The organism is Bradyrhizobium sp. USDA 4501 (assembly GCF_054062115.1).
Window position 1 is genome coordinate 638,719 of the sequence record NZ_JBSSEX010000001.1, and the last position, 23,056, is coordinate 661,774.

Consider the following 23,056-nt stretch of genomic DNA (forward strand, 5'->3'; position numbering starts at 1 on the left):
AGGACGCTAAGCATCCACAGTCGGCGAACTGCCTTTCCGATCAGCCGGCACGGCAGATTCCGACGACACGTCCTGTTCCGGCGGCTGCGTCTTTCGCCACTGCGCCGGCGTCACGCCCATGTGGCTCTTGAAGGCGCGCTGAAAGGCAGCCTCCGATTGATACCCGACCATCTCTGCCACGGCGCCCGTCGAAAGCGATGATCCCTTCAACTCGTTCGCCGCAAGTGTCATCCTGATATCGGTGAGCAGATCGCTGGCCGATCGCCCGAGCTTGTCCTGGAACTGCCGTGCCAGCGTCGCGCGCGACATGTTGCAAAGCCGTGCGAGCTCCGGCAGCGACCACGCGCGCGCGGGCTCCTTGAACATGGCGACCACGGCCGGCGCGAGCCTGGGATCACCGACCAGGGCGAGAAGTCCCCGTGACGTTGCATCGGTCTCGCTGGCAAGCCGCAGCACAAGCGCGAACATTGCCGTGGATAGCGCATTCAGCATGGCGTGGCCGCCCAGATGATCGTCGGCCGTTTCGCTGCGCATCAGCGACACGAGCCCGGCGAGCTGTGCAGCCGTTCCCTTTCCCGCACGCGTGCCGGCATGCACGACAAGGCGCGGCGGAAGATAACCGCGCAACAGACGGTCGTGTGGCGGTGCAATCGCGAAGTGCCCGCACAACAGGTCAAGCCGTTCGTCCGATCCGAGGTTTTCGCTGATCGTGAAATTCTCCGCCGCCCGGTTGCGCGCCGGCAGCGGTGTCGCCCCGCTTCCGTCGTGCATCACGTGTCGCGGGTTGCCGGGAAGCAGGAGGATGTCGCCGGGCTTCAGCAGCAACGGCCGTCCGCCCGCGGCGTCGTCCAGGATCGCCGAGCCGGCAAGCACCGCATGATAGGGGATTTCGCTGGTTACACCCGGTCCCTGCTCGATACGCCAGGGCACGCTGTAGCTGCAGCGCAGGTCGAGCCGCCCGCGCACCGGCATCATCTCGAACAGCCGGCTCAGCCAATCCATAGCCAAATTCCCCTGAAGCAGTTCATGAGACGATGGAGCATATAAACGAGCAATATTAACATTCAATGTCTCAAATCTCGATCCTATTGTCACTCCGCAATCGTTCACCACCCCAAACAAGGAGTGCCACCATGTCTCGCCTCTCAACCCCCAATCTCGAAACCGCTACCGGCCCGTCCGGCCAGATCTACGCCCAGATCAAGAAGGCGATCGGCGCCGTCCCGAACACCTACGCGGCGATTGCCGCCCACGGTCCGGCCGCGCTCAAATCGATCCTCGCGGCCGATGCCGTCCTGACTGGCGGCAGCCTGCCCCGGCGCGACCTGGAGATCGTCAAGCTCGTGATCAGCGCTGCCAGCGGCTGCGATTATTGTGTCGCCGCGCACTCGCATCTCGCCAGGCTCGCCGGCGTGAATGCCGATGTGCTCAAGCAGATCCGCGACGGCGCGCCGACCGGTGACGCCAAGCGCGATGCGCTTGTGCATTTCGTGCGCAAGCTCGCGCAGTCGAGCGGCACCGTCAGCGACGAGGATTTCGCCGCGATCAAGTCCGCCGGCTACAGCGACGCGCAACTGGTCGAGATCAGCCTGGCGTTTGCGACCACGGTCTTCACCAACGTCTTCAACCGCATCAACGACACCGACATCGACTTCCCGGCAGTCGCGTGAAGCGACCGGGCGATGTCATGCGAAAAGGATCACGACCATGACCACGCTTGCCAACACCACACAAAATCCGCTTGTCCGCGCGCTTCATAGGTCCGGCCTGCTCGCGGAAGATCTCGACTATCACGTCGTCCGGGCTGCGATGGTGATCATGTTCCTGTTCTTCGGTTACCAGAAGTGGTTTCCGTACGAGTTCGAACGGCTGGTCCCGTTCATCAGCAACGGGCCGCTGATCTGGTGGCTGTATCCAGCGTTCGGCCACGCCGGCGCCAGCTACTTCCTTGGCGCCTCTGAGTGGACGTTCGGTTCGCTGCTGCTCGCGGGCTTCTGGGACAAGCGGCTCGGCGTGCTCGGCGCCCTCGGCTCGACAGGCACCTTCATCGCGACGGTCACCATCATTCCGTTCATGCCCGATGGCTGGGACGTTGCCGCCGGTGGCTTCCCCGCGATGACCGGTAACGTGCCCTTCCTGATGAAGGACGTCGTCCTGCTCGCCGTCTCGCTCTACCTGCTGCGACAGGACGTGGTTCGTCTGATCAGGCAATAGCTGATCGCGATTGATCGCCGGTGGGCCTCGGGCGTGCCGGCGATCGCGCGTGGTATTGAGCAGACGCAGCATTTCTCTCGAACACAACGACATGGCAGTCACTATTGCTGCACGGTCCAGCGGCCCATGCTCTTTAAGAGCCGAGCCATAACCCATTGCCGAACTTGCATAACGCGTTGAAAATCGGCTCCGCGCGATCGGCTGCGCTGTCGCCCGCTCGACGACGCACCGCCGCTTCCATGCACGAATGATCCGGTAGCTCTCCGGCCATGAACATAGTTCCGCCGCGCGGTCTGGGCTAAAAGGAGCGCCGGTGTTGTTCTGGGGTGAGTTGATGAAGAAGGACGACGTCACATGCCCGCGTTGCGGGGCTGGATTCCGACGCCTTGAGCTGGCATCCGGGTCAGGAAGTGAGGGCGAGTATCGCTGCCCGGTTTGCGAGACGCCCCTCGAGCAGTTCGATGGCGACAAGCTTGTCGCTTACCGCCTGACCATCCAACCATCGATTCGCGGGTTGAAGACCTAGCGGCCCCGCTGCATGGAATGCCCCCGGAGCAAAATCTGGATCACGAACTCCGCTTCAGGACATAGCTGTCCATGATCCAGCCGTGCCGCTGGCGTGCCTCGCGTCGCGCGGCGACGATGCGAGGGCCCACCACTGCCAGTTCCCCCGCCATGACGATCTGATCGGGCATGCCGAGATAGGCGCCCCACCAGATTTGCAGTCCGGCAGGATCCAGCGTCTGGAAGGCGGCGCCGCCGTCGAGCATCACGACCACGGTGTCGAGGCCGGGCGGCCAGCCGCCATCGCGCAGCCGCCGGCCGGTCGTCACGAGGAACGGCTCGCCGATCTCATTGAGCGGCAGCGCATGCGCCGCGCACAGCGCCTGGATCGACGTGATGCCCGGGATCACCTCGATCGATGGCAACGGATCGAGCCGTCTCGCAATCCGCAGGCTCGAATCGTAGAGCGAGGGATCGCCCCAGATCAGCAGGGCGACGCGTCCCTCCCCGCCGAGATGGCGCGCGATTTCCTGCGACCACGTCGCGGCGATCGCATCGTGCCAATCGTCCACACCCTTGCGATAGTCCTCCTCACCGGCGTCACGCACCGGCAGGTCGAACTCGGCAATGCGTGTGCAGTCATTGCTCAACGCTTCTGCGCAGATGGTGCGACGCAACTCGGCGAGATCCGACTTCGCCGTCCCCTTGCGCGGGATCAGGATCAGGTCGGCGGCATTGATCGCGGCGGTCGCGGCGAAAGTGAGCTGCCGGGGATCACCACAACCGATGCCGATCAGGGACAGCGTCAACATGGCCGCGTCACCCTTGTTCCGGCGCCAGCGCACCGAACAGGATAACGGCAGCCGCCGTGGCCGCGCCGGCATGCGTGAGCTGTTCGGCCAGCGCTGCGATCGTGGTGCGAAGCAGCCGCTCGTCGGTGTGCCCGAGCGATTCCGCCAGCAGTGCGGGCGTGTCGGGCGCGAGGCCGTGCGCGATCAGCCTTGCGGCCAATGCCGGGAAGGTCCGCCGCCCCATGTAGACGACGGTGGTCGCTTCCGGATCGGCCAGCGCCGCCCAGTTCAGATCCGCGGGCAATTCGCCCGTCACATCGGCGCCGGTGACGAACTGGACCCGGCGCGAGGTCAGCCGACGCGTCAGCGGAATGCCGGCCTGCGCGGCGGCAACCGAGGCCGAGGTCACACCGGGAATGATTTCGTAGCCGATGCCGGCCGCGCGCAGCGCTTCGATCTCCTCCTCGAGCCGTCCAAAAATACCGGCGTCGCCGGATTTCAGCCGCACGACCCGCACGCCGGCGGTGGCATAATCGACCAGCAGCCGGCTGACATGGTGCTGCTTCGCCGACAGGCGGCCGGCGCGCTTGCCGACCGCGACGAGGTTGGCGCCGGCGCGCGCGAGATCGAGGATCGCGCCCGAGGCAAGATCGTCATAGAGCACCACATCGGCCTTGCGCAGCCGCGCCGCTCCCTTCATGGTCAGGAGTTCGGGATCGCCGGGACCGGCCGAGACGAAGGAAACGAATCCGCTCACCGGTCCTCCGCAATCAGATGGAAGAATGTACCCGTCGCACAGCCGCGCCGCGATCCGGTCTCCGCAACGATCGTACCGGTCGCATCACGCACCACCGCGAGCGGCGTGTCGGGCTGCGCGATGATCGTCGAATAATGAAACTCGTGGCCGCGCAGCCGTGCGCCCGGGCCGTGGCCGGGCATCGGCGCGGCAAGCTCGGCGAGCCGGTAGCCCAGATGCATGCGGCGCTTGGCATAGCTCGTCTCAAGGCCGAGCAGGCCCGCCATCTCGTGGCGCACGCCGTCGGCGTCGGTCAGCGCGGCGCCCAGCACCATGTAGCCGCCGCATTCGCCGTGCACCGGCCGCGTCGCGGCGAAGGCGCGGAGCCGCCCGAAAAATCGCCTGTTGGCCGAAAGCCGGCCGGCATGCAGTTCGGGATAGCCGCCGGGCAGCCAGCACACATCGGCGTCCGCGTCGGGGCCTTCGTCCGCAAGCGGCGAGAACGTCACGATCTCAGCGCCGGCCGCGCGCCAGGCTTCCAGCATGTGCGGATAGACGAACGAGAATGCGGTATCGCGCGCCAGCGCAATGCGCTGGCCGGGCGGCGTGATGTCCGGGCTGGGCACGGCGGATTGCGGCGACCAGACCTCGGCCGATTTCAGCACGGCGTCGAGATCGACATGCTCGGCGACGAAGCGTGCGGCTTCGTCAATCAGACCGTCGATCTGAGCCTGCTCTTCGGCCTGTACCAGGCCCAGGTGACGCTTCGGCAAGGCGATCTCGGCGTGGCGCGGCAGCGATCCCAATACCGGAATGCCCGCGCCCGCCATGGCACTGCGCACCAGCGCTTCATGCCGCGCGCTCGCGACGCGATTGAGGACGACGCCCGCAAGCCGAACGCCGGCGCGAAAATCACGCAATCCAGCCGCGACCGCCGCCGCGGTCTGCGCCTGACCGGAGGGATCGATCACCAGCAACACCGGCCACTCCATCATCTCGGCGATGTCGGCGGTGGCGCCGGTCCCCGAGACGCCCCGCGCGGCGACGCCGTCGAACAGTCCCATCGAGCCTTCCGCCAGCACGAGATCGGTGTCCGCGCCGCGGCCTGCCAAATGCGCGATCGCTTCGCGCGCCATCGCCCAGCTATCGATGTTGACCGACGGGTGTCCCGTGGCGACCGCGTGAAAGGCGGGATCGATGTAATCAGGCCCGCTCTTGAGGCATTGTACCTTGAGACCACGATTGCGATAGGCGCGCGCCAACGCCAGGGTCAGCGTCGTCTTGCCGACACCGGATGCCGGCGCAGAGATGACGAGCGCCGCGGTCATTGCGATGATTCCGGCGACGATTCCGGAAAACGCGGCGCCGCCCCGACCGGACGGTAGCGACGGTCATAGTCAGCTGCATAGAGACGGCTCTCGGCGAATTCGTCCGCGCCGAGCGTCTTGCCGACCAGAATGAGCGCAGTGCGTTCGAGCTCGGGGCCGACGGCGGTATCGAGCGTCGCGAGCGTGCCGCGCACGATGCGCTGGTCCGGCCAGCTCGCGCGCCAGACGATCGCAACCGGGCAATCCGCGCCGTAGTGCGGCGTGAGCTCGGCCATGACCTTGTCGAGCAGATGGATCGAAAGATGGATCGCCAGCACCGCGCCGGTCGCGGCAAAGGCTGCGAGCGTCTCGCCATCCGGCATCGCGCTCGCCCGGCCCGGCGTGCGCGTCAGCACCACCGATTGCGCAAGGCCCGGCAGCGTCAGCTCGGCCTCCAGCGCCGCCGCAGCCGCCGAGAAGGCTGGCACCCCGGGCGTGACCGAATACGGAATCTGCAACGCGCGCAGCCGGCGCAGCTGCTCGCCCATCGCCGACCAGACCGAGAGATCGCCCGAATGCAGCCGCGCAACGTCCTTGCCCTCCGCATCCGCGGCAGCGATCTCGGCAATGATTTGGTCGAGCGACAGCGACGCGGTGTTGACGATGCGCGCATCCGGCGGACAATGCGCCAGAACATCCGGTGGCACCAGCGATCCGGCATAGAGACAAACCGGGCACGAGGCGATGAGATCGCGCCCGCGCAGGGTCAGCAAATCGGCAGCGCCAGGCCCTGCGCCGATGAAATGCACCGTCATTCGCCGTCTCCTTCCGCGATCGCCGCGATGGCCATCCGATCCCGTGACGCGGCCCTGACCGAGATCAGGCGCGCACCGCGCCCTGCTGCAGCGATCGCCGCAGCCTCGGCGACCGAGCCCGTTCCGAACCTCGCTTTGATAAGCTCAGATTGCGTTGCAGTCTTTATTTCAGCCAGGACCCCGGCGGGAATACTCCGGACCGGCAGCCCCAATTCCCGCGCCAAGTCCCTCAATGCCGCCGCATCGGCCTTGTCACTCACCGTTGCAATTGCCGCAAGGCCTTTGGGCCCGCCGGCCGCGTCGAGGGCGCCGCGCAAGGACGCGACACTGGCATTGCGCCTGAATCCGAGACCAGCGACCTTCATCGGAGCGCGCTCCATTGCACGATCGGCCGCGCGGCCTTCCAGCCGCGATAGCGGCCCAATGGCTCGGCCTGCGCGATCTCGAGGCGCATCAACTCGCCGCCATGACGCCGGTGCAGATCGCAGAGCAGCGCCTCTGTCTCCAGGGTCACCGCATGCGCGACCAGCCGCGTGCACGGCGCGATCTGCGACCAGATCGCATCGAACATATCAGCGTCGAGGCCGCCGCCGATGAACACCGCATCGGGCGCCGCGAGGTCCGATAAAGCGCCGGGCGCCTCGCCCTCGATGACGGTGATCCGATGCGTCAAGCCGAAGCTCGCCGCATTGCTGCGGATGTTGGCGGCGCGTTCGGTGCGGGCTTCGACGGCGATCGCCGTCCCTCCACACAGCGCCCATTCGATCGAGATCGAGCCCGAGCCCGCGCCGACATCCCACAGCCGCTCAACGGGCCGCGGCGCAAGCGCCGACAGCGCAAGCGCGCGGACCGGCCGCTTTGTCAGTTGCCCGTCATGCACAAAGAGCGCATCGGCAAGACCTGAGCTGCGTGCGATTCCCTGCGCTCCCCGCGCCTCCAGCGCGATCGCGACCAGGCTCTCGCCTGAATCACCCGCATACGAGTCGGCGCGATGCTGCGTGATGCATTCACGCGGTCCGCCAAGCGCCGCAAGCGTCCATATTGCCGACGCCCCCCAACCACGCTCCGTCAGCCAGCGCGCAAGGTCGGAAGCTGCCTTGCCGTCACGCAGCAGGCAGATGATCCGCGCATCGCGCACGAGATGCGGCAACAGCCGCTCGAACGGCGCGGCATGAAGACCGAGACAGACAGCATTCTCGATACGCCAGCCCAAACGAGCCGCCGCCAGTGAGAACGTCGACGGCGCGGAGTGCGCGACCCACTCACCGGCCTGCAGCTTCTCGACAAGGCTTCCGCCGACGCCATGCCAGAACGGATCGCCCGACGCGAGCACCGCCGTCGGACGGCCGCGACAGCTCAGCACGATGTTCGCATCGAACGGCACCGGCCAGGCACGGCCGCGGTCGGTGATGCCGACGAGCGCGAGGTGCCGTTGGGCGCCGAAAACTGTTTCGGCTTCACGGAGCGCCTTTCGACTTGCATCGGAGAGGCCGGCAAGGCCATCTTCGCCGATGCCGATGATGGTCAACCAGGGATTATCCATGATGCGCGCCCTGATCCTGGGCGGAACGGCCGATGCCAATCTGCTCGCCGCTGCGATCGCACGCGCGGGGATCGATGCGGTCTATTCCTATGGCGGCCGCACCCGCACGCCAGCCGACCAGCCGCTGCCGACCAGGATCGGCGGCTTCGGCGGCGTCGACGGTCTTGCCGACTATCTCCACCGCGAAGCCATCACGCATGTGGTCGATGCGACGCATCCCTTCGCCGCCGAGATGAGCCGCAACGCCATCGCGGCCTGCGCGCAAACCGCAACGCCCCTGCTCGCGCTTGAGCGCGCGCCTTGGGACAAAGCCGCGGGCGATCGCTGGATCGAAGTCGCGGACGTCGTCTCCGCGGCCGCGGCCTTGCCGGACAGCCGCGCCAGCGTGTTCCTCGCGATCGGCCGCCAGCACGTCGCGCCGTTCGGCGCCCGGCCGCAGCATGCCTATACGTTGCGGTTCGTCGACCCGCCCGAGCAAGCGCTTCCATTGCCCGATGCCGACGTCATTATGTCGCGCGGCCCCTTCACGCTCGAGGGTGAGCTCGCGATGATGCGCACGCGTCGCATCGAGTGGATCGTCGCCCGCAACTCCGGCGGAACCGGCGCGCGCGCCAAGATCGACGCCGCCCGCGTGCTCGGCCTTCCCGTCATCATGATCACGCGGCCACTGCTGCCCGAGAGGCCGCGGGTGGAAAGCGTGAGCGAGGCGATGCAATGGCTCGGTCATCGGACCTGCCTCGGCGCATAGACCCAGCGGCCGACCCGCCGTGTCGCCGAATTGCCGACGATCACGAGCGTCCGCATGTCGGCCATGTCTGGCCTTGCGTCGCGCAGTTCGACCGTCTCGATCCGCTGCTCGGGCGTGCTGACGGAGCGCGCGAACACCACGATCCGCTCGTCACAGCCGGCCTCGCGCAAGATCTCGAGCGCGCGCCCAAAACCTTCCGGCCGGCTGGCCGAGCGCGGATTGTACATCGCGATCGCGAAATCCGCTTCGGCCGCAAGCCGCAGGCGTTTCTCGATCAGCGGCCAGGGCTTGAGATTGTCGGAGAGATTGATCGCGCAGAAATCATGACCGAGCGGCGCGCCGGCGCTTGCCGCCGCCGCCAGCATCGCCGTCACGCCGGGCAGAACGCGAATCGGCAGGTCGTGCCATTGCGGCGCGTCCTCCAGCGCTTCGAACACGGCCGATGCCATCGCAAACACGCCGGGATCGCCTGAGGAAACCACGACGACGTGGCCTCCTTCCGACGCGAGCCGCAGCGCGTCAGCGGCGCGCTGCGACTCCACGCGATTGTCCGAGGGATGCAGCGTGAGCCCGGCGCGCGGCGGCACGCGCGTCACATAGGGCGCATAGCCGACGATGTCGGTCGCGGCCGCGAGCGCAGCAGCGACCTCCGGCGTGATCAGCGCCTCGGCGCCCGGTCCGAGCCCCGCGATGGTCAGCGTGCCGGTCATTGCGCGACCTCCCTGCGCCGCCCCTGCCCGTGCACCAGCACGATCGCAAAATACGGACAATCGACCTCGCCGACATCTGCAAGCCGTGCGACGCGCTGATCCGGCATGGTGCCGCGTTCGACCAGCCACGCATCATCGAGGCGCCCCGCGGACGCCAGCGCGCGGCGAATCTTCGGAAGATTGCGACCGGTCTTCATGACGACCAGCGCGTCGGAGCTGCGCATCCGCTCGGCGAGCTCCGCCTCCGGCAGCGTCCCCATCAGAACGGTCGTCACATCGTCGGCCAGCGCAATCGGCTGACCCACCGAATTCCAGCAGCCGACCATGCCGGGAATGCCGGCGATCACCTCGATCTCGACACGCCCCTGCAGCCGTGCATGCAGATGCATAAATGAACCATAGAAATAGGGATCGCCCTCGCAGAGCACGACGATGTCGACCGCGCGCGCAAATCGCGCCAGGCGCTCGGCCCATTCGTCATAGAAGTCGGCAAGCAGCCGCGCATAGTCCGGACTGTCGAACGCGATCTCCGTGGTGACCGGATATTCCATCGGATATTCGCTGACGTCTGCGGCGAGCAAGCCTTCGACAATGCGGCGCGCCTGCCCCGGCTGGCCCTTTTTGCGAAAATAGGCGACGTGCTTCGCGGCACGCACAACGCGGTCGGCGCGCACGCTCATCAGGTCCGGATCGCCTGGGCCGAGGCCGCAGCAGATGATGCGTCCCATCGCTATTCGCTCCGGCTCGCCAGCGCATTGACGGCGGCAACCGTGATCGCCGAACCACCGAACCGTCCCTCGACCGTCAGCGCCGGCACGGGCGGCTCAGCCATCAATGCCGCCTTGGATTCCGCCGCGCCGACAAAGCCGACCGGACAGCCGATGATCGCCGCCGGCCGTGGGCAATCCGGATCCTCCAGCATGTTGAGCAGATGAAACAGCGCCGTTGGCGCGTTGCCGATCGCGACGATGGCACCGGCCAGATGCGGCCGCCACAGCTCGAGCGCCGCCGCGGAGCGCGTGTTGCGCATCGATTGCGCGAGCGCAGGTACCTTGACATCACCGAGCGTGCAGATCACGGCATTGCCGGCCGGCAGCCGCGCGCGCGTGATTCCCTCCGACACCATGCGCGCGTCGCAGAGGATTGGCGCGCCCTCCTGCAAGGCGGCTCGCGCGCGCGCAGCCATGCCTGATGTGAAGCGCACATGCGCTTCCAAGCCCACCATACCGGCGGCATGGATCATGCGCACGACCACCGGCTCTTCGTCTGGCGTGAAGCGGGCAAGATCGGCCTCGGAGCGGATGGTGGCAAAGGACTGGCGATAGATCGCCGCGCCATCGGTCTCGTAGACGTGCGGCATCAATGGCCTCCCGTCAGCACGGTAGGATTTGCAACGAGGTACGTACTGCTCAATCCTCGGAGGACCGGCGCATCCCGCGTCGTGCCGCGGCGGATCAGATCAAAGCCCTCGTCTGTCGCAACGAGGGTAACATCCGCAGAACCGGAATGGGCGCAGCCCTTGGCGCAGCCGGAGACGTGAAGCCGCGCATCGGATGGAATATGCCGCGCGAGCGCCGATGCCAGCATACGCGTGTCCGCATGCGCATCGCCGCAGCGCGGTGCGCCGCTGCAGGCGACCACACGAAGCCTCGGATCGCCGGCATCAGTCACGAGGTCCGCCCCACCGGGCATCTCGCGCATCCCCTCCACCAGCATCATCCGCCACGGCGTCATGCGGAGAGCCCGCGCGCAGCCGGCGAGATCGTTGAGCGTCTGGTGCGGCATCTGCCCGAAGGCGACGCCAACCATCGCGCCCATTGGATAGATGCCCGGCACGGGACTCGACGATTGGCCGACGGGTTCGGCATCACCGCGAAGCGACTGCGGCAGGCTCGCGCCGCCGGCGAGATGAGCCGCCATCCGTCGCCGCTCACCCCTGGTTCCGCCGGAGGTGACAAACCATTCGGCCAGCGCCAACGCGACCTGAACGGCCTCGCTCCGCATGACCGAAAGCCCGCGCTGCGCGCCATCGGCCCGCACCAGCAGTCCCCGGCCGCGATCGCGCTCGATCCTGATATCGGCGGACGCATCCGCCAGCATCCGCGCATTGCCATCATCGATTGCGAAGCCGAACTTGGTTGGAAGATCAAACGAGGCACCGGCAAGCCCCTGCTCAAGCTCGGTCGCAAGCGAGCGCGTCTCGTCGGCGACAGTCCAGAACGGCGTCACCAGAATGTTTCGCTGCGCCTCGGTATTCGAGTCCGTGTCCAGCAACCCGAGTTCAGCGAGCCCATCGACCAGGGGCGGATAAGCTTCATCGCTGACGCCGCGAACCTGGAGATTGGCGCGGCTGGTCAGGTCGATCAGGCCGTTGCCGTATCGCGCCGCCAGCCTGCCGATTCCCGCTGCCTGCGCCGCGTCCAGCCGTCCGCCGCGCGGGCGAATGCGCACCACGAGGCCATCGCCTGACTGCATCGGCCGCAGCGCGCCTGGACACCAGCCCTTGACCGCAACCGCGCTCATGAGGCCTCCTGCAGCGCAGCCGCGATCGAATTGCGCCGCGTCTGCCAGAGCGAGGCTTCATGCAATCTCGCGAAGCAGGTTTCGATCGCAGCCAGCGCCGCCGGGTTCTCGCGCGCCATGAAGCCGCGAACCTCGTCATTGCCGAGCGTCGCATCGTAGTAGAGATCGAACAGATGCGGCGGCACCGCGCCGGCAAGATGGGCGAACGCCGCCATGTGCTCCAACGTCGCTGTGATTTCGGCGGCACCACGGAAGCCATGGCGCATCATGCCCGCGATCCAGGCAGGGTTGGCCGCGCGCACCCGCACCACCCGTGAGATTTCCTCGGTCAACGCGCGGGCATGAGGCTGATCCGGCCGCGTCGCATCGAGGTGATAGAGCGATGGGGCTTTCGTGCCAAGGCGCCTCGCCGCCGCCGCGATGCCCGCCTCGTGCGCGGCGTAGTCGGCCGCCAGCAGCAGATCGGTCTCCGGCAGATCCTGGGTGTGAACAAAACTGTCCGCAGCCGCGAGCCGCGCCTCGATGCCGGCGCGATCGGGCCGCATCTCGCCGTCGGATGCGAGAGCCCACGACGATGCCGATAGCCATGCTTCGCCGGCCGCCTCGCGCGCCTCCGGTGTGAAGACATCGGGGACCGACGAAATACCAACACCATAATGTCCGGGGCGAGGACCGAACACGCGCGCGATGCGCTGCCGATAGGGATTCTCGTCCGCCTCATCGCTGCGTTCGGACAACGCCTCCGCCGCGGCTTCGAACAACTGGGCCAGCCCAGAAAAGACGTCGCGGAACAGCCCCGACACCCGCAGCGTGACGTCGATGCGCGGCCGGCCGAGCTCCGCCGGCGCGATGATGTCGTAGCCCGACACCCGCCCAGATCCATGATCCCAGCGCGGCGCGATGCCGGCGAGGTGCAGGGCCATCGCAAAATCCTCGCCCGCGGTGCGCATCGTCGAGGAGCCCCAGAGGTCGACCACGAGTCCCTTCGGCCAGTCGCCGTGATCCTGCAAATGACGGCGCAGCAGCTCTTCGGCAAGCTTCACGCCTTGGGCATGCGCCGACGGCGTCGGCACCGCGCGCGGATCGACCGCAAACAGATTGCGCCCGGTCGGCAGCACGTCGCGGCGTCCGCGATAGGGCGAGCCCGACGGCCCCGGCGCCACGCGCCGACCCGCGAGCGCATCGCGCAGCGCCGCCCTCTCCGCCTCGCCGCAAGCGCCCCGTCCGAACACATGCAAGCCGTCGCCGAACTGGCTTTCCTTGAGGTCGCAGACGAAACGATCGATCTGCGGAATGGCCTCGGCCGCCGAGACCGACGCGGCGAGACCGAGATCGTCTTCCAGCCCGGCGATGCGTGCTTCCTCGCGGATCGCGGCGATCAGGCGCTGCCGCCGCGCCGGATCGAGACCATCGGCGGTCGAATACTCATCGAGCAAGCGCTCGAGATTGCGCAAGCCTTCCGGCACCGCAGCCTTCGCGAGCGGCGGCGGCAGATGACCGATCGTCACGGCACCGATCCGGCGCTTGGCCTGCGCCGCCTCGCCGGGATCGTTGACGATGAAGGGATAGACAACAGGCAGATCGCCGATCAGCGCCTCCGGCCAGCATGCGGGCGACAGCGCAACCGACTTGCCAGGCAGCCATTCCAGCGTTCCGTGCGCGCCGATGTGGACGACGGCATCGATGGCCTGCTGCCTGAGCCACAGATAGAACGCGACATAGGCGTGGCGCGGCGTGCGCGCGAGATCGTGATAGTCGGCGTCGCGCTGCCCCACCTCACCGCGCTCCGGCTGAACGGCGATGACCGATTTGCCGCAGCAGATCGCCGCGAAATGAAATGCGCCGTCACGGCAATCGGGATCATCTTCCGGCGCGCCCCATGCGCGGCTGAGATCGTCCTGCAGCAGCTCGGGAAGGCCGGAAAGCGCCGCACGATAGTCGGCGACGTTCCACGTCAAATTCCTGCGCAAAAGAATGTCGCCCAGCGACTCCACCGGCTCAAGGTCAAATCCCGCGCCCGCGAGATCAGCCAGCATCGCCCCGACCGACGCCAGCGCATCGAGTCCGACGGCATGCGCGATCTGATGCGGCCGGCCGGGATAGTTCGAGAGCACCAGCGCAAGCCACTTCTCCTGTGCCGGCTTGCTGGCAAGCCGATGCCAGGCGGCCACGCGTGCGGCAATTGCAGCGACGCGCTCGGCATCCGGTCGATGCGCAAGATGCGCGAATTGCAGCTCGGGATCGCGCTCACCGGGCGATTTGAAGCTCACGACCCCTGTGAACAGGCGGCCGTCGACCTCCGGCAGCACCACATGCATCGCGAGATCGCCGGGCGAGAGCCCGCGGAGCGACAAGGACCAATCCTCGCGCCTCGCGGTCGACAGCGCGACCTGGAACACCGGGCATGATGCAGCGTCGAACGGCGTCGTGCCGTCGTCACCGGCCGTGGAAAACGCGGTCGCATTGACGATCGCCGCTGGAGCGCATTGCGCAATCTGAACGCGCAGCCAATCGGCCACGCCCGCCGCCTTCAGCGAGGTGACGAACACGCCATGAGCATCAAAGCCCCTCTCACGCAATGCATCGATCAATGCATCGACCGGCGCCGTGTCGCCGGCCGCGAGGTAGGAACGATAAAACGTCACCAGCACGCGCGGCCGGCCGTCCGGTGCCGGCAACGCCGTGATGGCACCGCGCCGGGAATCGTAGACGCCGATCTCGGGAAGATCGATCTCGCCGACCACCGGCCCGGCATAGAGTCCGGACGCGAGCGCCAGCTGCGCGATCACGGCCTGCGCGGCAACAGGACCGCCCTTGTCGCACAGCACCTTGAGGCGGCGCAGCGTCGAGATCGGCAAGGTCGAGAATTCATCGAGTCGCTGATCGTCGCGGCCATCGGCCGGCAGCACGACCAGGGCAATGCCGCGCTCCTTCGCCAGCCGATGCACCGCGGCCAGCCCGTATGACCAATAGGGCTCGCCGCCGATCAGCCGCACCAGAATGCCGCGGGCGTGCGAGAGCGTCCGCTCGATATAGGTATCGACCGACAGCGGATGGCGCAGCTCCGCGAGATTGGCGAGCCGCAGCGACGGCAGCGCAGCACGGCCGCGCCGCCAGCCGGCCGCGAAGGCAGCAAGATCGCTGTCGGAAAACGACAACACCACGAGATCGGCCGGATCCTGGCCGAGGTCCCTTGGCGTCGCGGTCTCCTCAAGGCCGCGGCTCTCGCGGAAGACGACGTGCATCAGACACCAAGCCGTGCCCTGATCGCGGCTTCATCGATGTCGGCATGTTCGCCGATCACGACGAGCTTCGACTGCCGCGCCCGTGCACCCCAGGGCATGTCGAACTGATGCCGCACCCGCTCGCCGACCGATTGCACCAACAGCCGCATCGGCTTGCCTTCGACCGCGATGTAGCCCTTGGCGCGCAGCACGTTCTGCTCGCGCGCCAGCCCCTTGATCGAGGCGACCAGCGCGTCGACATCCGAAACTTCCGGAAGATCGATCACGACGGAATTGAAATCGTCGTGCTCGTGTTCCTCCTCGCCATCGTGATGCGACGGCCGCGCCGCGAGATCGCTTTCCGCCGCCGCCCCGAGCCCGAGGATCACGCGCGCGTCGATCGTGCCGTCGACGACGGGCAACATCGGCACCTCGCGCGGCATCTCGGCCGCGATCACCTCTTTCGCTGCCTTGATCCCCTCCGCCCCCGCGAGGTCCGCCTTGGTCAGCAGCACGATATCGGCACATGCGATCTGGTCCTCGAACACTTCCGACAGCGGCGTCTCGTGGTCGAGATTGTCGTCCGCCGCACGCTGCGCATCCACCGCGGCCGGATCAGGCGCAAAACGGCCGGCGGCGACGGCCTCGGCGTCGGCGAGCGCGATCACGCCGTCGACCGTGATCCGCGAACGGATCTCCGGCCAGTCGAACGCTTTCAGCAGCGGCTTCGGCAGCGCGAGCCCGGAAGTTTCGATCACGATGTGATCGGGCTTCACGTTCCGCGCCAGCAACTGCTCCATCGCCGGGATGAAATCATCGGCGACGGTGCAGCAGATACAGCCATTGGCGAGTTCGACGATGTTCTCGGCCGGACAATTGGCGTCGGCGCACGACTTCAGGATGTCGCCGTCGACGCCTTCGCTGCCGAATTCGTTGACCAGCACCGCGAGCTTCTTGCCGTTGGCATTGCGGATCAGATGCTGGATCAGCGTCGTCTTGCCGGAGCCGAGAAAGCCGGTCACGACGGTGACCGGAATTTTGGCGAGCGTGGTCATTCTGCGGCCTCCGGCACGACGGGAAGAGGTGGAATGCGGGCGAGCGATTGCTTGCGGAAGATTTCCGGACGGCTGCGCCACGGCACGATGCCGTCGGGCGCCGCCGCATAGGCGGAGGCACCGGCGATCACATCCGCGGCATTATCAGCGGACAGTCGGCCGTAGACATAGGACCAGCGCCCCGGCGCGCTGAGCGCGACCGAGCAACCCTGGCTGCAGGCCGACAGGCATGCGACGGGAACCAGATTGACGTCATCAGGCACGCCGGCCTCGACAAGCGCGGCATGCAGGCGTGCACCGGGCGCGAGCTCACGTTCCGCCGGCGTCCGGCCGGCGCGGCAGGTGATGCAGACATGAAGTGTAACGCTCATCGCCCTTCCTGGATTGACAGCGGGAAGCGATGAGGCACACGAACCGATTTTGGACAGGTTCGTTCCCCGTCGCGGAACACCCCGTCCGCCGGTTTCACAACATGCTGCGTTGGCAGGTCTCCCGGCTTGCGGAGCAGGTTTTACCCTTCGATGCCCACCTTCCCGACTCCGTATGGAATCAGTGGCTTGGGCATCTCTCCGGTCACGGTCGCGGGGGCGGCTGCGCTTCGGGCCCGATTTAGCGGAGCCCTATCGCATTCCCTCTTCGCCTGTCGTAGGACAGGAACCAACGCAGGACCACCATTCGTCCAAGCCTCGCACTTGTCAAGCCGAAGGAATGTGATGACTTCTGATGGAAAGGACGCTGAAGACGGCGCCGTCGGCACCGATCTTTCGCCGGATGCGCGCCACGCGGACAAGATGGCGAAAAAGAAGGCCGCCCGCGACCGCATCATGGCGACCAAGAGCGGTGAAAAGGGCCTGATCATCGTTCATACCGGCGCCGGCAAAGGAAAATCGTCCTCCGCGTTCGGCATGATCGTGCGCTGTGTGGCGCACGGCTTTCCCTGCGCCGTGGTGCAGTTCATCAAGGGCGCCTGGGATACCGGCGAGCGCCGCCTGCTCACCGGGCATTTCGGCGATCTCTGTCAATTTCACGCCATGGGCGAAGGCTTTACCTGGGAGACGCAGGATCGCGCCCGCGACATCGCGGCAGCGCAAGCCGGCTGGGAAAAGGCCAAGCAGCTGATCGCAGACCCGAGCCTGCGCATGGTCGTGCTCGACGAGATCAACATCGCGCTACGCTACGACTACCTCGCGATCGCCGATGTCGTCGACTTCCTGACCACGTCGAAGCCGCCGATGACCCATGTCGTGCTCACCGGGCGCAACGCCAAGGAGGAGCTAATCGAGATTGCCGATCTCGTCACCGAGATGACGCTGGTAAAGCATCCGTTCCGCTCCGGCATCAAGGCCCAGCCGGGCGTCGAGTTCTGACGGGCATCACGATGGCGCGCGCATTGATGATCCAGGGAGCCGGCTCGGACGTGGGCAAATCGCTCATCGTCGCCGGCCTCGCCCGCGCCGCCAGACGGCGCGGCCTGCGCGTGCTGCCGTTCAAGCCGCAGAACATGTCGAACAACGCCGCCGTGACCGTCGATGGCGGCGAGATCGGCCGCGCACAGGCGTTGCAGGCGCTCGCCGCCGGCGTCGAGCCGCACACCGACATGAACCCGGTGCTGCTGAAGCCCGAGACCGATGTCGGCGCCCAGGTCATCGTGCACGGCAAACGGATCGCCACCGCACGCGCGCGCGAATATGCCGGCATGAAACCATCGCTGATGGGCGCGGTGCTGGAGAGTTTTGCGCGCCTGAAGCAGCGCGCCGATCTGGTGCTGGTCGAGGGCGCCGGCAGTCCCGCCGAGGTCAACTTACGCAAAGCCGATATCGCCAATATGGGGTTTGCACGCCGGGCCAACGTGCCCGTGGTGCTGGTCGGCGACATCGACCGCGGCGGCGTGATCGCGCAACTCGTCGGCATCAAGACGGTGATCGACCCTGATGATGCCGCGATGTTCCAGGGCTTTGTCATCAACAAATTCCGCGGCGATCCGACATTGTTCGACGACGGCTATCGCCTGATCGAAGAACGCACGGCGTGGCGCGGCTTTGGCGTGCTGCCCTGGTTCGTCCGCGCCGGCGAGCTTCCGGCGGAAGATGCGCTCGGGCTCGGCGAGGCGCGCAAGCCCGGCCAGCACAAGATCGCATTCCTTGCGTTGTCGCGGATCGCCAATTTCGACGACCTCGATCCCCTGAAGCTCGAGCCCGGCGTCGATCTCGTGATGGTACGTCCGGGCGAAGCCATCCCGGGTGATGCGAAGCTCGTCATCCTGCCCGGCTCGAAATCGACCCGCGGCGATCTCGCCTTCCTGCGCGCGCAGGGCTGGGACATCGACCTCCTCGCGCATCATCGCCGCGGCGGCCATGTCCTCGGCCTGTGCGGCGGATACCAGATGCTTGGACACAGCGTCGCCGACCCTGAAGGGATCGAGGGGCCCGCCGGCGAAACACGCGGCCTCGGGCTGCTCGATGTCACGACCACCATGACCGAACACAAGACGCTGACGCGCGTCAGCGCGGTGCATGCTGCGACCAGCCAGCCGATCAACGCCTATGAAATCCATATCGGGCGCACCGACGGCCCGGATCGCGCGCGGCCTTTTGCATCACTCGACGGTACGGCTGAGGGCGCGGTTTCCGCAGATGGGCGCGCTCACGGCAGCTATCTGCACGGCCTGTTCGCCTCGGACGAATTTCGCAAGGCTTTCCTCGCGCAACTCGACATCGCGGCGGCTGATCAGCCCTACGGCGCCAGGGTCGAGAGCGCGCTCGACGCGCTTGCCGAGCACATCGAGACCCATCTCGATGTCGAAGGCCTGCTCGCGCTGGCGCGTTAAAGCGAGATGATTCCTTCTCACCTCGCCCCGCGTGCGGCAGGGGTGTCCGGGGAATGATTCACTGTGTCGCGGTGCATGCTCGGCAGGACCGAGGCAAATCGGTCTTTTCTGGTTGTCGAGACACAGAGGGCCGAGCATGCGATATCGCGGTAGCATTTTTGGAAGGCTGCTTGAACCGATCAATCGACGGCAGTTTCAGACGGTTGTGGATCGTCTGGACGGGGATGCCTACGACAAGTCGTTCAGGAGCTGGGATCATCTGGTGGCGCTGATCTATGCCCAGCTTAGCGGCAACAGCAGTCTGCGCGGGGTGGTGACTGGCTTCAACGCCAATTCGCAGCATCACTATCACTTGGGAACCGGCAAGCTGTCGCGCTCGACGTTGTCCGATGCCAATGCCCGCCGTCCGATCGGCATTTTCGCGCAAACCTTTGCGGCGCTGTCGGCGATGGCGCGTCGCCAGCTGCGGAGTGAAGGCATGGAGATGGTGCGTCTGATCGACGCCAGTCCGATCCCGCTCGGCAAGGTCTGCAGTTGGGCGACGTGGAACGGCCGCATCCGCGGCATGAAGCTGCATGTCGTCTACGACCCAAGGAGCGATGTCCCGACCTGCGTCGAGATGACGGCCGCGAACGTCAATGACATCGAGATCGGCCGACAGACCCCAATCCAGCCCGCCACCACCTATGTGTTTGACAAGGGCTATTGCCGTTTCGACTGGTGGCAGAAGATCAATGATAGCAAGGCTTTCTTCGTTACCCGGGCGAAGACGAGCATCCGTCTTCGCTCGCTCAGGCATCGCGCCATCCGCAAGCGTAACGGGGATGGCTTCGAAATCCTTGCCGATGACGAGGTGAAGCTCACCAGCAAGGGCGATTCGCGCCTTCCAATCCCGCTCCGCCGCATCAAGATCAGACGCGAGAAAGGCGGCAAGATCACACTCCTGACCAACGACCTTGCCCGTAGCGCCGTCGAGATCGCCGCCCTCTACAAGAGCCGATGGCAAATCGAGCTGCTGTTCCGCTGGATCAAGCAGCATCTCGATATTCGCAAGTTCCTCGGCGCCAACGACAACGCGATCCGCCTTCAGGTGCTCGCTGCGATGATTGCCTACCTGCTGCTGCGCATCGCCGCTCACACCAACTGCATCAAAATGCTCCCGCTCAGGTTCGCCGAACTCGTCGGCCAGCTCCTGCTCACGCGTCGATCCCTCGCTGCCATCGACAAACCTCCGCCCATCAACCCCAGCCGTCGGAAATCAACCATCTCACCTGACCAGATGGAGCTCCGCTATGCCTGAATTTCCCCGGACACCCCTGCCGCTTGCGGGGAGAGGTCGGAACGCATCGCTAGATGCGTTCCGGGTGAGGGGGAGTCTCCGCAACCGCAGCTGTCGCCGAATATGCGGATGCGGCCCCTCACCCCAGCCCTCTCCCCGTAAGAACGGGGAGAGGGAGCGCAGCGCCGTCGCAATCAGCGCGACAACACGGCGGAAAGGCGCGACCACTCGGGCTCACTGCCCGGCAAGCCGAGGCGCAGCCATCCCGGTTTCTGCTGGAAGACCCGCGACCAGATCTGCGCACGGGCAAGTTTCTCCTGCGCAGCCAATGCATCGCCCGTCTGGTAGAGCCGGAACAGCAACGTGCCACCGAGCAGCGTCCAACCCTGCGATCGCGCTATTGCATCGAGCCTGACGCAGTCGTCCGCGAGCCGCGCGGCCGTGGCCTTGGCCCAGTCGTGATCGAGCAACGCGCGCCGCCCGATCGCGATTGCTGCTCCCGAAACCGGCCATGGGCCCGCCCTCGCCGCAAGCGCGGCGACGTCCGCCTCGCTGCCGATCGCGAAGCCGAGGCGCAAGCCGGCAAGTCCGTAGAACTTGCCGAATGAGCGCAGGATCAGCAGCCCCGCGTGTCCTGCTTCCGGTGCAAGGGACAGGTCAGGAACGGCGTCCGCAAAACTCTCGTCGATGACGAGCCGGCCAACGCGCGGCAGCAGTGCCAGCAACTCGCGCCGGTCATGGCGTCGTCCGTCGGGATTGTTCGGATTGACGACGACGGCGATGTCCGCTTCCGCCAGCGCGGCGAGATCGGACACCTCGGCGACGTCCCAGCCGGCGGCCGACAACACCGCGGCATATTCATTGTAGGTCGGCGCCAGAATCCGCGCCCGCCCCTTGAGCGCCAGATGCGGCAGCAACTGAATCGCGGCCTGCGCACCACCCATCGCCACGATCGGCGCCTTGGTGACATAGGCCTGCCGCGCAGCGTCGTGCAGCGATTCAAGATCGGATCGCGACGGCAACGCGCTCCATTGCCGCGGCTCGACATCGACCAAGGGATACGGCACCCGATTGATCCCGGTCGACAGGTCGATCCAGTCGTCCGCGGCGCCGCCGAAGCGCTGCTGGGCGACATCAAGGTTCCCGCCGTGCTCACGCATGCGCCGCACCTTCACGCCCGCGCCAGGGCGACAAACGCCGCAGCCAACAGCACCATGGCGTAGCGATAGAGTTTCAACCCGGTGAGGACATCAGCTGCAGCCGGATCGCGCGCCCCCTCGTTCAGCCAGGGCTCATCGGCGACGTGCCCGTGATAGATGCGGGGACCGCTGAGCCGCACGCCGAGCGCGCCGGCCATCGCAGCTTCCGGCCAGCCGGCATTCGGCGAGCGATGCCGGCGCGCATCGCGCAACATGCATGACCACGCCTGCGAACGGTTCGGCGCGAGCAGCACGAACAGAACACCCGTCAACCGCGCCGGAATGAGATTGGCGAGATCGTCGATCCGGGCGGCTGCCCAGCCAAAGGCTTCGTGCCGCTCGGTGCGATGACCGATCATGGAGTCCAGCGTGTTGATCGCCTTGTAGCCAAGGATTCCCGGCAGGCCGAACAGCGCGCCCCAGAACACCGGCGCCACGATGCCGTCGGATGCATTCTCGGCGAGGCTCTCGATGGTGGCGCGCGCGATGCCGACGTCGTCGAGCGTTGCCGGATCTCGCCCGACAATCTGCGCGACCGCCGAACGTGCGGCCGTGATGTCGCCGGATACCAAGGGACTTGCCACCGCGGCGACATGGTCATGCAGCGAGCGCGCGGCAACCAGCGGCCACGCTAGGACGCCGACAAGGACAATGCGAACCCATCCGGATGCGAGCACGGACTGAACGGCCCAACCGAGCGCAATCACCAGCGCGATCACCAGGATCGCAGCCGCAATGCCAGCCACGCGACGAAACGCCGGCGGGTCCGAGGCGCGGTTCCAGGCGCTATCGACAAGATTGATCAGCCGGCCGAGCCAGGTCACGGGATGGCCGATGCGGGCAAACAGCCACGCCGGCCAGCCGATCAGGGCATCCACCGCCATCGCCACCGCCATCGCTCCCGCAAAACCCACGATAATCCTCTCCGCGCCGCGGTCCCCCTGATGCGCAAGACATCGGCCGAGTGCAAGCCCTCCGTGACGGATTTCGGCTTTGTCTTTCTCCGCGATTGGTGGTTAGAGCGTTTGTGAACGACGTGCGTACCGGTCGCACAGGAGATGATATGGCCGTCATTCTGATCACGGGGGGAGCGCGGTCCGGCAAAAGCCGGCGCGCCGAACTTCGTGCGCGCAGCTTTCCGGGACAGCCGGTCTATATCGCGACCGCCGAGGCGCTCGATGCGGAAATGGATGAGCGGATCGCCAAACATCGCGCGCGGCGCGGCAGCGACTGGATCGAGCGCGAGGTGCCGCTCGACCTGGTTGAAGTGCTGTCCGGGACCGATGGCGCTGGTGCAAGGCTGGTCGATTGCCTGACGCTCTGGCTATCCAATCTGCTGCATGCCGGGCGCGACTGGTCGCAGGAAGTGACGCGGCTGGCGGATGCGCTGTCGCGCCAGCACGGCCCGGTCGTGCTGGTCACCAACGAGGTCGGCCTCGGCATCGTGCCAGACAATGCATTGGCGCGGACGTTCCGCGACGCCGCAGGAATCATGAACCAGACTATCGCCGGCATCGCAGACGAGGTCGAGTTCGTCGTTGCGGGCCTGCCGATGAAGCTTAAATGAAATCCGAGATCGAT

General features: G+C 66.5%; 23 protein-coding genes and 1 riboswitch. Of the genes, 7 read left to right on the top strand and 16 right to left on the bottom strand.

Features of this window, described 5'->3' with window-relative positions; genetic code table 11:
• Window positions 1-6: 6 nt before the first annotated feature.
• Window positions 7-1,002 (bottom strand): AraC family transcriptional regulator, encoded by a 996-nt coding sequence (locus ACVWZM_RS03025; RefSeq protein ID WP_057015905.1) that lies wholly within the window; start codon window positions 1,000-1,002, stop codon window positions 7-9.
• A gap of 131 nt (window positions 1,003-1,133) precedes the next feature.
• On the opposite strand from ACVWZM_RS03025, the gene ACVWZM_RS03030 reads away from it, so the two are divergent.
• Window positions 1,134-1,670 (top strand): carboxymuconolactone decarboxylase family protein, encoded by a 537-nt coding sequence (locus tag ACVWZM_RS03030; protein WP_057015904.1) that lies wholly within the window; start codon window positions 1,134-1,136, stop codon window positions 1,668-1,670.
• Window positions 1,671-1,707: 37 nt separating this feature from the next.
• Window positions 1,708-2,214 carry a YkgB family protein gene (locus tag ACVWZM_RS03035; protein ID WP_057015903.1) on the top strand — a complete coding sequence of 169 codons (507 nt, stop codon included), beginning with the start codon at window positions 1,708-1,710 and terminating at the stop codon, window positions 2,212-2,214.
• Between the two features lie 566 nt (window positions 2,215-2,780).
• Here ACVWZM_RS03035 and cobF read toward each other — a convergent pair.
• The 6 genes from cobF to cbiE are packed head-to-tail and all read right to left on the bottom strand — an operon-like array spanning window position 2,781 to window position 7,910.
• Window positions 2,781-3,530, bottom strand: coding sequence for a precorrin-6A synthase (deacetylating) (cobF, locus tag ACVWZM_RS03040; RefSeq protein WP_456851805.1), 750 nt, complete (start codon window positions 3,528-3,530; stop codon window positions 2,781-2,783).
• Window positions 3,531-3,537: 7 nt separating this feature from the next.
• Window positions 3,538-4,266 (bottom strand): uroporphyrinogen-III C-methyltransferase, encoded by a 729-nt coding sequence (cobA, locus tag ACVWZM_RS03045; protein ID WP_057015901.1) that lies wholly within the window; start codon window positions 4,264-4,266, stop codon window positions 3,538-3,540.
• Complete coding sequence (locus ACVWZM_RS03050; RefSeq protein ID WP_456835219.1) at window positions 4,263-5,573, bottom strand: cobyrinate a,c-diamide synthase; 1,311 nt, start codon at window positions 5,571-5,573, stop codon at window positions 4,263-4,265. Before ACVWZM_RS03050 ends, cobA begins: the two co-directional genes overlap by 4 nt.
• Complete coding sequence (gene cobM / locus ACVWZM_RS03055) at window positions 5,570-6,367, bottom strand: precorrin-4 C(11)-methyltransferase (RefSeq protein ID WP_076833501.1); 798 nt, start codon at window positions 6,365-6,367, stop codon at window positions 5,570-5,572. Before cobM ends, ACVWZM_RS03050 begins: the two co-directional genes overlap by 4 nt.
• Window positions 6,364-6,732: a cobalamin biosynthesis protein gene (locus tag ACVWZM_RS03060; RefSeq protein WP_253624102.1), complete on the bottom strand. Its 369-nt coding sequence runs from the start codon at window positions 6,730-6,732 to the stop codon at window positions 6,364-6,366. The genes cobM and ACVWZM_RS03060 overlap by 4 nt, the downstream gene beginning before the upstream one ends.
• Window positions 6,729-7,910, bottom strand: a complete 1,182-nt coding sequence (cbiE, locus tag ACVWZM_RS03065) for a precorrin-6y C5,15-methyltransferase (decarboxylating) subunit CbiE (RefSeq protein ID WP_076833500.1) — start codon at window positions 7,908-7,910, stop codon at window positions 6,729-6,731. The genes ACVWZM_RS03060 and cbiE overlap by 4 nt, the downstream gene beginning before the upstream one ends.
• On the opposite strand from cbiE, the gene ACVWZM_RS03070 reads away from it, so the two are divergent.
• Window positions 7,909-8,658: a cobalt-precorrin-6A reductase gene (locus ACVWZM_RS03070; protein ID WP_076833498.1), complete on the top strand. Its 750-nt coding sequence runs from the start codon at window positions 7,909-7,911 to the stop codon at window positions 8,656-8,658. The two genes, cbiE and ACVWZM_RS03070, sit on opposite strands and share 2 nt — an antisense overlap.
• Here the strand turns inward: ACVWZM_RS03070 and cobJ are convergent.
• Genes cobJ through ACVWZM_RS03105 form a run of 7 tightly spaced genes read right to left on the bottom strand, consistent with a single transcriptional unit; the run spans window position 8,634 to window position 16,541 of the window.
• Window positions 8,634-9,368: a precorrin-3B C(17)-methyltransferase gene (gene cobJ / locus ACVWZM_RS03075; RefSeq protein ID WP_076833496.1), complete on the bottom strand. Its 735-nt coding sequence runs from the start codon at window positions 9,366-9,368 to the stop codon at window positions 8,634-8,636. The two genes, ACVWZM_RS03070 and cobJ, sit on opposite strands and share 25 nt — an antisense overlap.
• Window positions 9,365-10,096, bottom strand: a complete 732-nt coding sequence (locus ACVWZM_RS03080) for a precorrin-2 C(20)-methyltransferase (RefSeq protein WP_456851808.1) — start codon at window positions 10,094-10,096, stop codon at window positions 9,365-9,367. The genes cobJ and ACVWZM_RS03080 overlap by 4 nt, the downstream gene beginning before the upstream one ends.
• Before the next feature lie 2 nt (window positions 10,097-10,098).
• The gene (locus ACVWZM_RS03085) at window positions 10,099-10,728 is read right to left on the bottom strand and encodes a precorrin-8X methylmutase (protein WP_316396170.1); all 630 of its coding nucleotides are present in this window, start codon (window positions 10,726-10,728) and stop codon (window positions 10,099-10,101) included.
• Window positions 10,728-11,891: a precorrin-3B synthase gene (gene cobG / locus ACVWZM_RS03090; RefSeq protein WP_456851810.1), complete on the bottom strand. Its 1,164-nt coding sequence runs from the start codon at window positions 11,889-11,891 to the stop codon at window positions 10,728-10,730. The genes ACVWZM_RS03085 and cobG overlap by 1 nt, the downstream gene beginning before the upstream one ends.
• Complete coding sequence (gene cobN, locus ACVWZM_RS03095) at window positions 11,888-15,136, bottom strand: cobaltochelatase subunit CobN (protein WP_456851812.1); 3,249 nt, start codon at window positions 15,134-15,136, stop codon at window positions 11,888-11,890. The genes cobG and cobN overlap by 4 nt, the downstream gene beginning before the upstream one ends.
• Window positions 15,136-16,170: a cobalamin biosynthesis protein CobW gene (gene cobW, locus ACVWZM_RS03100; RefSeq protein WP_057015891.1), complete on the bottom strand. Its 1,035-nt coding sequence runs from the start codon at window positions 16,168-16,170 to the stop codon at window positions 15,136-15,138. Before cobW ends, cobN begins: the two co-directional genes overlap by 1 nt.
• Entirely contained in the window at window positions 16,167-16,541 is a 375-nt protein-coding gene (locus ACVWZM_RS03105; protein WP_456851814.1) for a DUF1636 family protein, read from the bottom strand. Before ACVWZM_RS03105 ends, cobW begins: the two co-directional genes overlap by 4 nt.
• A 94-nt stretch (window positions 16,542-16,635) precedes the next feature.
• A riboswitch (cobalamin riboswitch) is annotated at window positions 16,636-16,847 on the bottom strand.
• A gap of 36 nt (window positions 16,848-16,883) precedes the next feature.
• On the opposite strand from ACVWZM_RS03105, the gene cobO reads away from it, so the two are divergent.
• From cobO to ACVWZM_RS03120, 3 genes are all read left to right on the top strand, one after another.
• Window positions 16,884-17,537: a cob(I)yrinic acid a,c-diamide adenosyltransferase gene (cobO, locus tag ACVWZM_RS03110; protein WP_229193022.1), complete on the top strand. Its 654-nt coding sequence runs from the start codon at window positions 16,884-16,886 to the stop codon at window positions 17,535-17,537.
• 11 nt (window positions 17,538-17,548) lie between these two features.
• Window positions 17,549-18,997 (top strand): cobyric acid synthase, encoded by a 1,449-nt coding sequence (locus ACVWZM_RS03115; protein WP_456851816.1) that lies wholly within the window; start codon window positions 17,549-17,551, stop codon window positions 18,995-18,997.
• A gap of 136 nt (window positions 18,998-19,133) precedes the next feature.
• Window positions 19,134-20,297, top strand: coding sequence for an IS4 family transposase (locus ACVWZM_RS03120; protein WP_057015126.1), 1,164 nt, complete (start codon window positions 19,134-19,136; stop codon window positions 20,295-20,297).
• A 173-nt stretch (window positions 20,298-20,470) separates the two neighbouring features.
• Here the strand turns inward: ACVWZM_RS03120 and cobD are convergent, their stop codons facing one another.
• Together cobD and cbiB are read right to left on the bottom strand one after the other, a co-directional pair.
• Window positions 20,471-21,436 carry a threonine-phosphate decarboxylase CobD gene (cobD, locus tag ACVWZM_RS03125; RefSeq protein WP_456851818.1) on the bottom strand — a complete coding sequence of 322 codons (966 nt, stop codon included), beginning with the start codon at window positions 21,434-21,436 and terminating at the stop codon, window positions 20,471-20,473.
• A gap of 11 nt (window positions 21,437-21,447) precedes the next feature.
• Window positions 21,448-22,389 carry an adenosylcobinamide-phosphate synthase CbiB gene (gene cbiB, locus ACVWZM_RS03130; RefSeq protein WP_456851820.1) on the bottom strand — a complete coding sequence of 314 codons (942 nt, stop codon included), beginning with the start codon at window positions 22,387-22,389 and terminating at the stop codon, window positions 21,448-21,450.
• A gap of 149 nt (window positions 22,390-22,538) precedes the next feature.
• On the opposite strand from cbiB, the gene cobU reads away from it, so the two are divergent.
• Window positions 22,539-23,042 carry a bifunctional adenosylcobinamide kinase/adenosylcobinamide-phosphate guanylyltransferase gene (gene cobU / locus ACVWZM_RS03135; RefSeq protein WP_057015887.1) on the top strand — a complete coding sequence of 168 codons (504 nt, stop codon included), beginning with the start codon at window positions 22,539-22,541 and terminating at the stop codon, window positions 23,040-23,042.
• The last annotated feature ends 14 nt before the right edge of the window (window positions 23,043-23,056 follow it).

Excerpts from the sequence above, each read along its gene's own strand:
- cobO (WP_229193022.1), top strand. The coding sequence starts at position 16,884 with ATGACTTCTGATGGAAAGGACGCTGAAGACGGCGCCGTCGGCACCGAT.
- ACVWZM_RS03070 (WP_076833498.1), top strand. The coding sequence starts at position 7,909 with ATGATGCGCGCCCTGATCCTGGGCGGAACGGCCGATGCCAATCTGCTC.
- cbiE (WP_076833500.1), bottom strand. The coding sequence starts at position 7,910 with ATGGATAATCCCTGGTTGACCATCATCGGCATCGGCGAAGATGGCCTT.
- ACVWZM_RS03030 (WP_057015904.1), top strand. The coding sequence starts at position 1,134 with ATGTCTCGCCTCTCAACCCCCAATCTCGAAACCGCTACCGGCCCGTCC.
- cobJ (WP_076833496.1), bottom strand. The coding sequence starts at position 9,368 with ATGACCGGCACGCTGACCATCGCGGGGCTCGGACCGGGCGCCGAGGCG.
- cobU (WP_057015887.1), top strand. The coding sequence starts at position 22,539 with ATGGCCGTCATTCTGATCACGGGGGGAGCGCGGTCCGGCAAAAGCCGG.
- ACVWZM_RS03025 (WP_057015905.1), bottom strand. The coding sequence starts at position 1,002 with ATGGATTGGCTGAGCCGGCTGTTCGAGATGATGCCGGTGCGCGGGCGG.
- ACVWZM_RS03060 (WP_253624102.1), bottom strand. The coding sequence starts at position 6,732 with ATGAAGGTCGCTGGTCTCGGATTCAGGCGCAATGCCAGTGTCGCGTCC.
- ACVWZM_RS03085 (WP_316396170.1), bottom strand. The coding sequence starts at position 10,728 with ATGCCGCACGTCTACGAGACCGATGGCGCGGCGATCTATCGCCAGTCC.
- cobF (WP_456851805.1), bottom strand. The coding sequence starts at position 3,530 with ATGTTGACGCTGTCCCTGATCGGCATCGGTTGTGGTGATCCCCGGCAG.
- ACVWZM_RS03105 (WP_456851814.1), bottom strand. The coding sequence starts at position 16,541 with ATGAGCGTTACACTTCATGTCTGCATCACCTGCCGCGCCGGCCGGACG.
- cobN (WP_456851812.1), bottom strand. The coding sequence starts at position 15,136 with ATGCACGTCGTCTTCCGCGAGAGCCGCGGCCTTGAGGAGACCGCGACG.
- ACVWZM_RS03035 (WP_057015903.1), top strand. The coding sequence starts at position 1,708 with ATGACCACGCTTGCCAACACCACACAAAATCCGCTTGTCCGCGCGCTT.
- cobM (WP_076833501.1), bottom strand. The coding sequence starts at position 6,367 with ATGACGGTGCATTTCATCGGCGCAGGGCCTGGCGCTGCCGATTTGCTG.
- cobD (WP_456851818.1), bottom strand. The coding sequence starts at position 21,436 with ATGCGTGAGCACGGCGGGAACCTTGATGTCGCCCAGCAGCGCTTCGGC.
- ACVWZM_RS03080 (WP_456851808.1), bottom strand. The coding sequence starts at position 10,096 with ATGGGACGCATCATCTGCTGCGGCCTCGGCCCAGGCGATCCGGACCTG.
- ACVWZM_RS03050 (WP_456835219.1), bottom strand. The coding sequence starts at position 5,573 with ATGACCGCGGCGCTCGTCATCTCTGCGCCGGCATCCGGTGTCGGCAAG.
- ACVWZM_RS03115 (WP_456851816.1), top strand. The coding sequence starts at position 17,549 with ATGGCGCGCGCATTGATGATCCAGGGAGCCGGCTCGGACGTGGGCAAA.
- ACVWZM_RS03120 (WP_057015126.1), top strand. The coding sequence starts at position 19,134 with ATGCGATATCGCGGTAGCATTTTTGGAAGGCTGCTTGAACCGATCAAT.
- cobG (WP_456851810.1), bottom strand. The coding sequence starts at position 11,891 with ATGAGCGCGGTTGCGGTCAAGGGCTGGTGTCCAGGCGCGCTGCGGCCG.
- cobW (WP_057015891.1), bottom strand. The coding sequence starts at position 16,170 with ATGACCACGCTCGCCAAAATTCCGGTCACCGTCGTGACCGGCTTTCTC.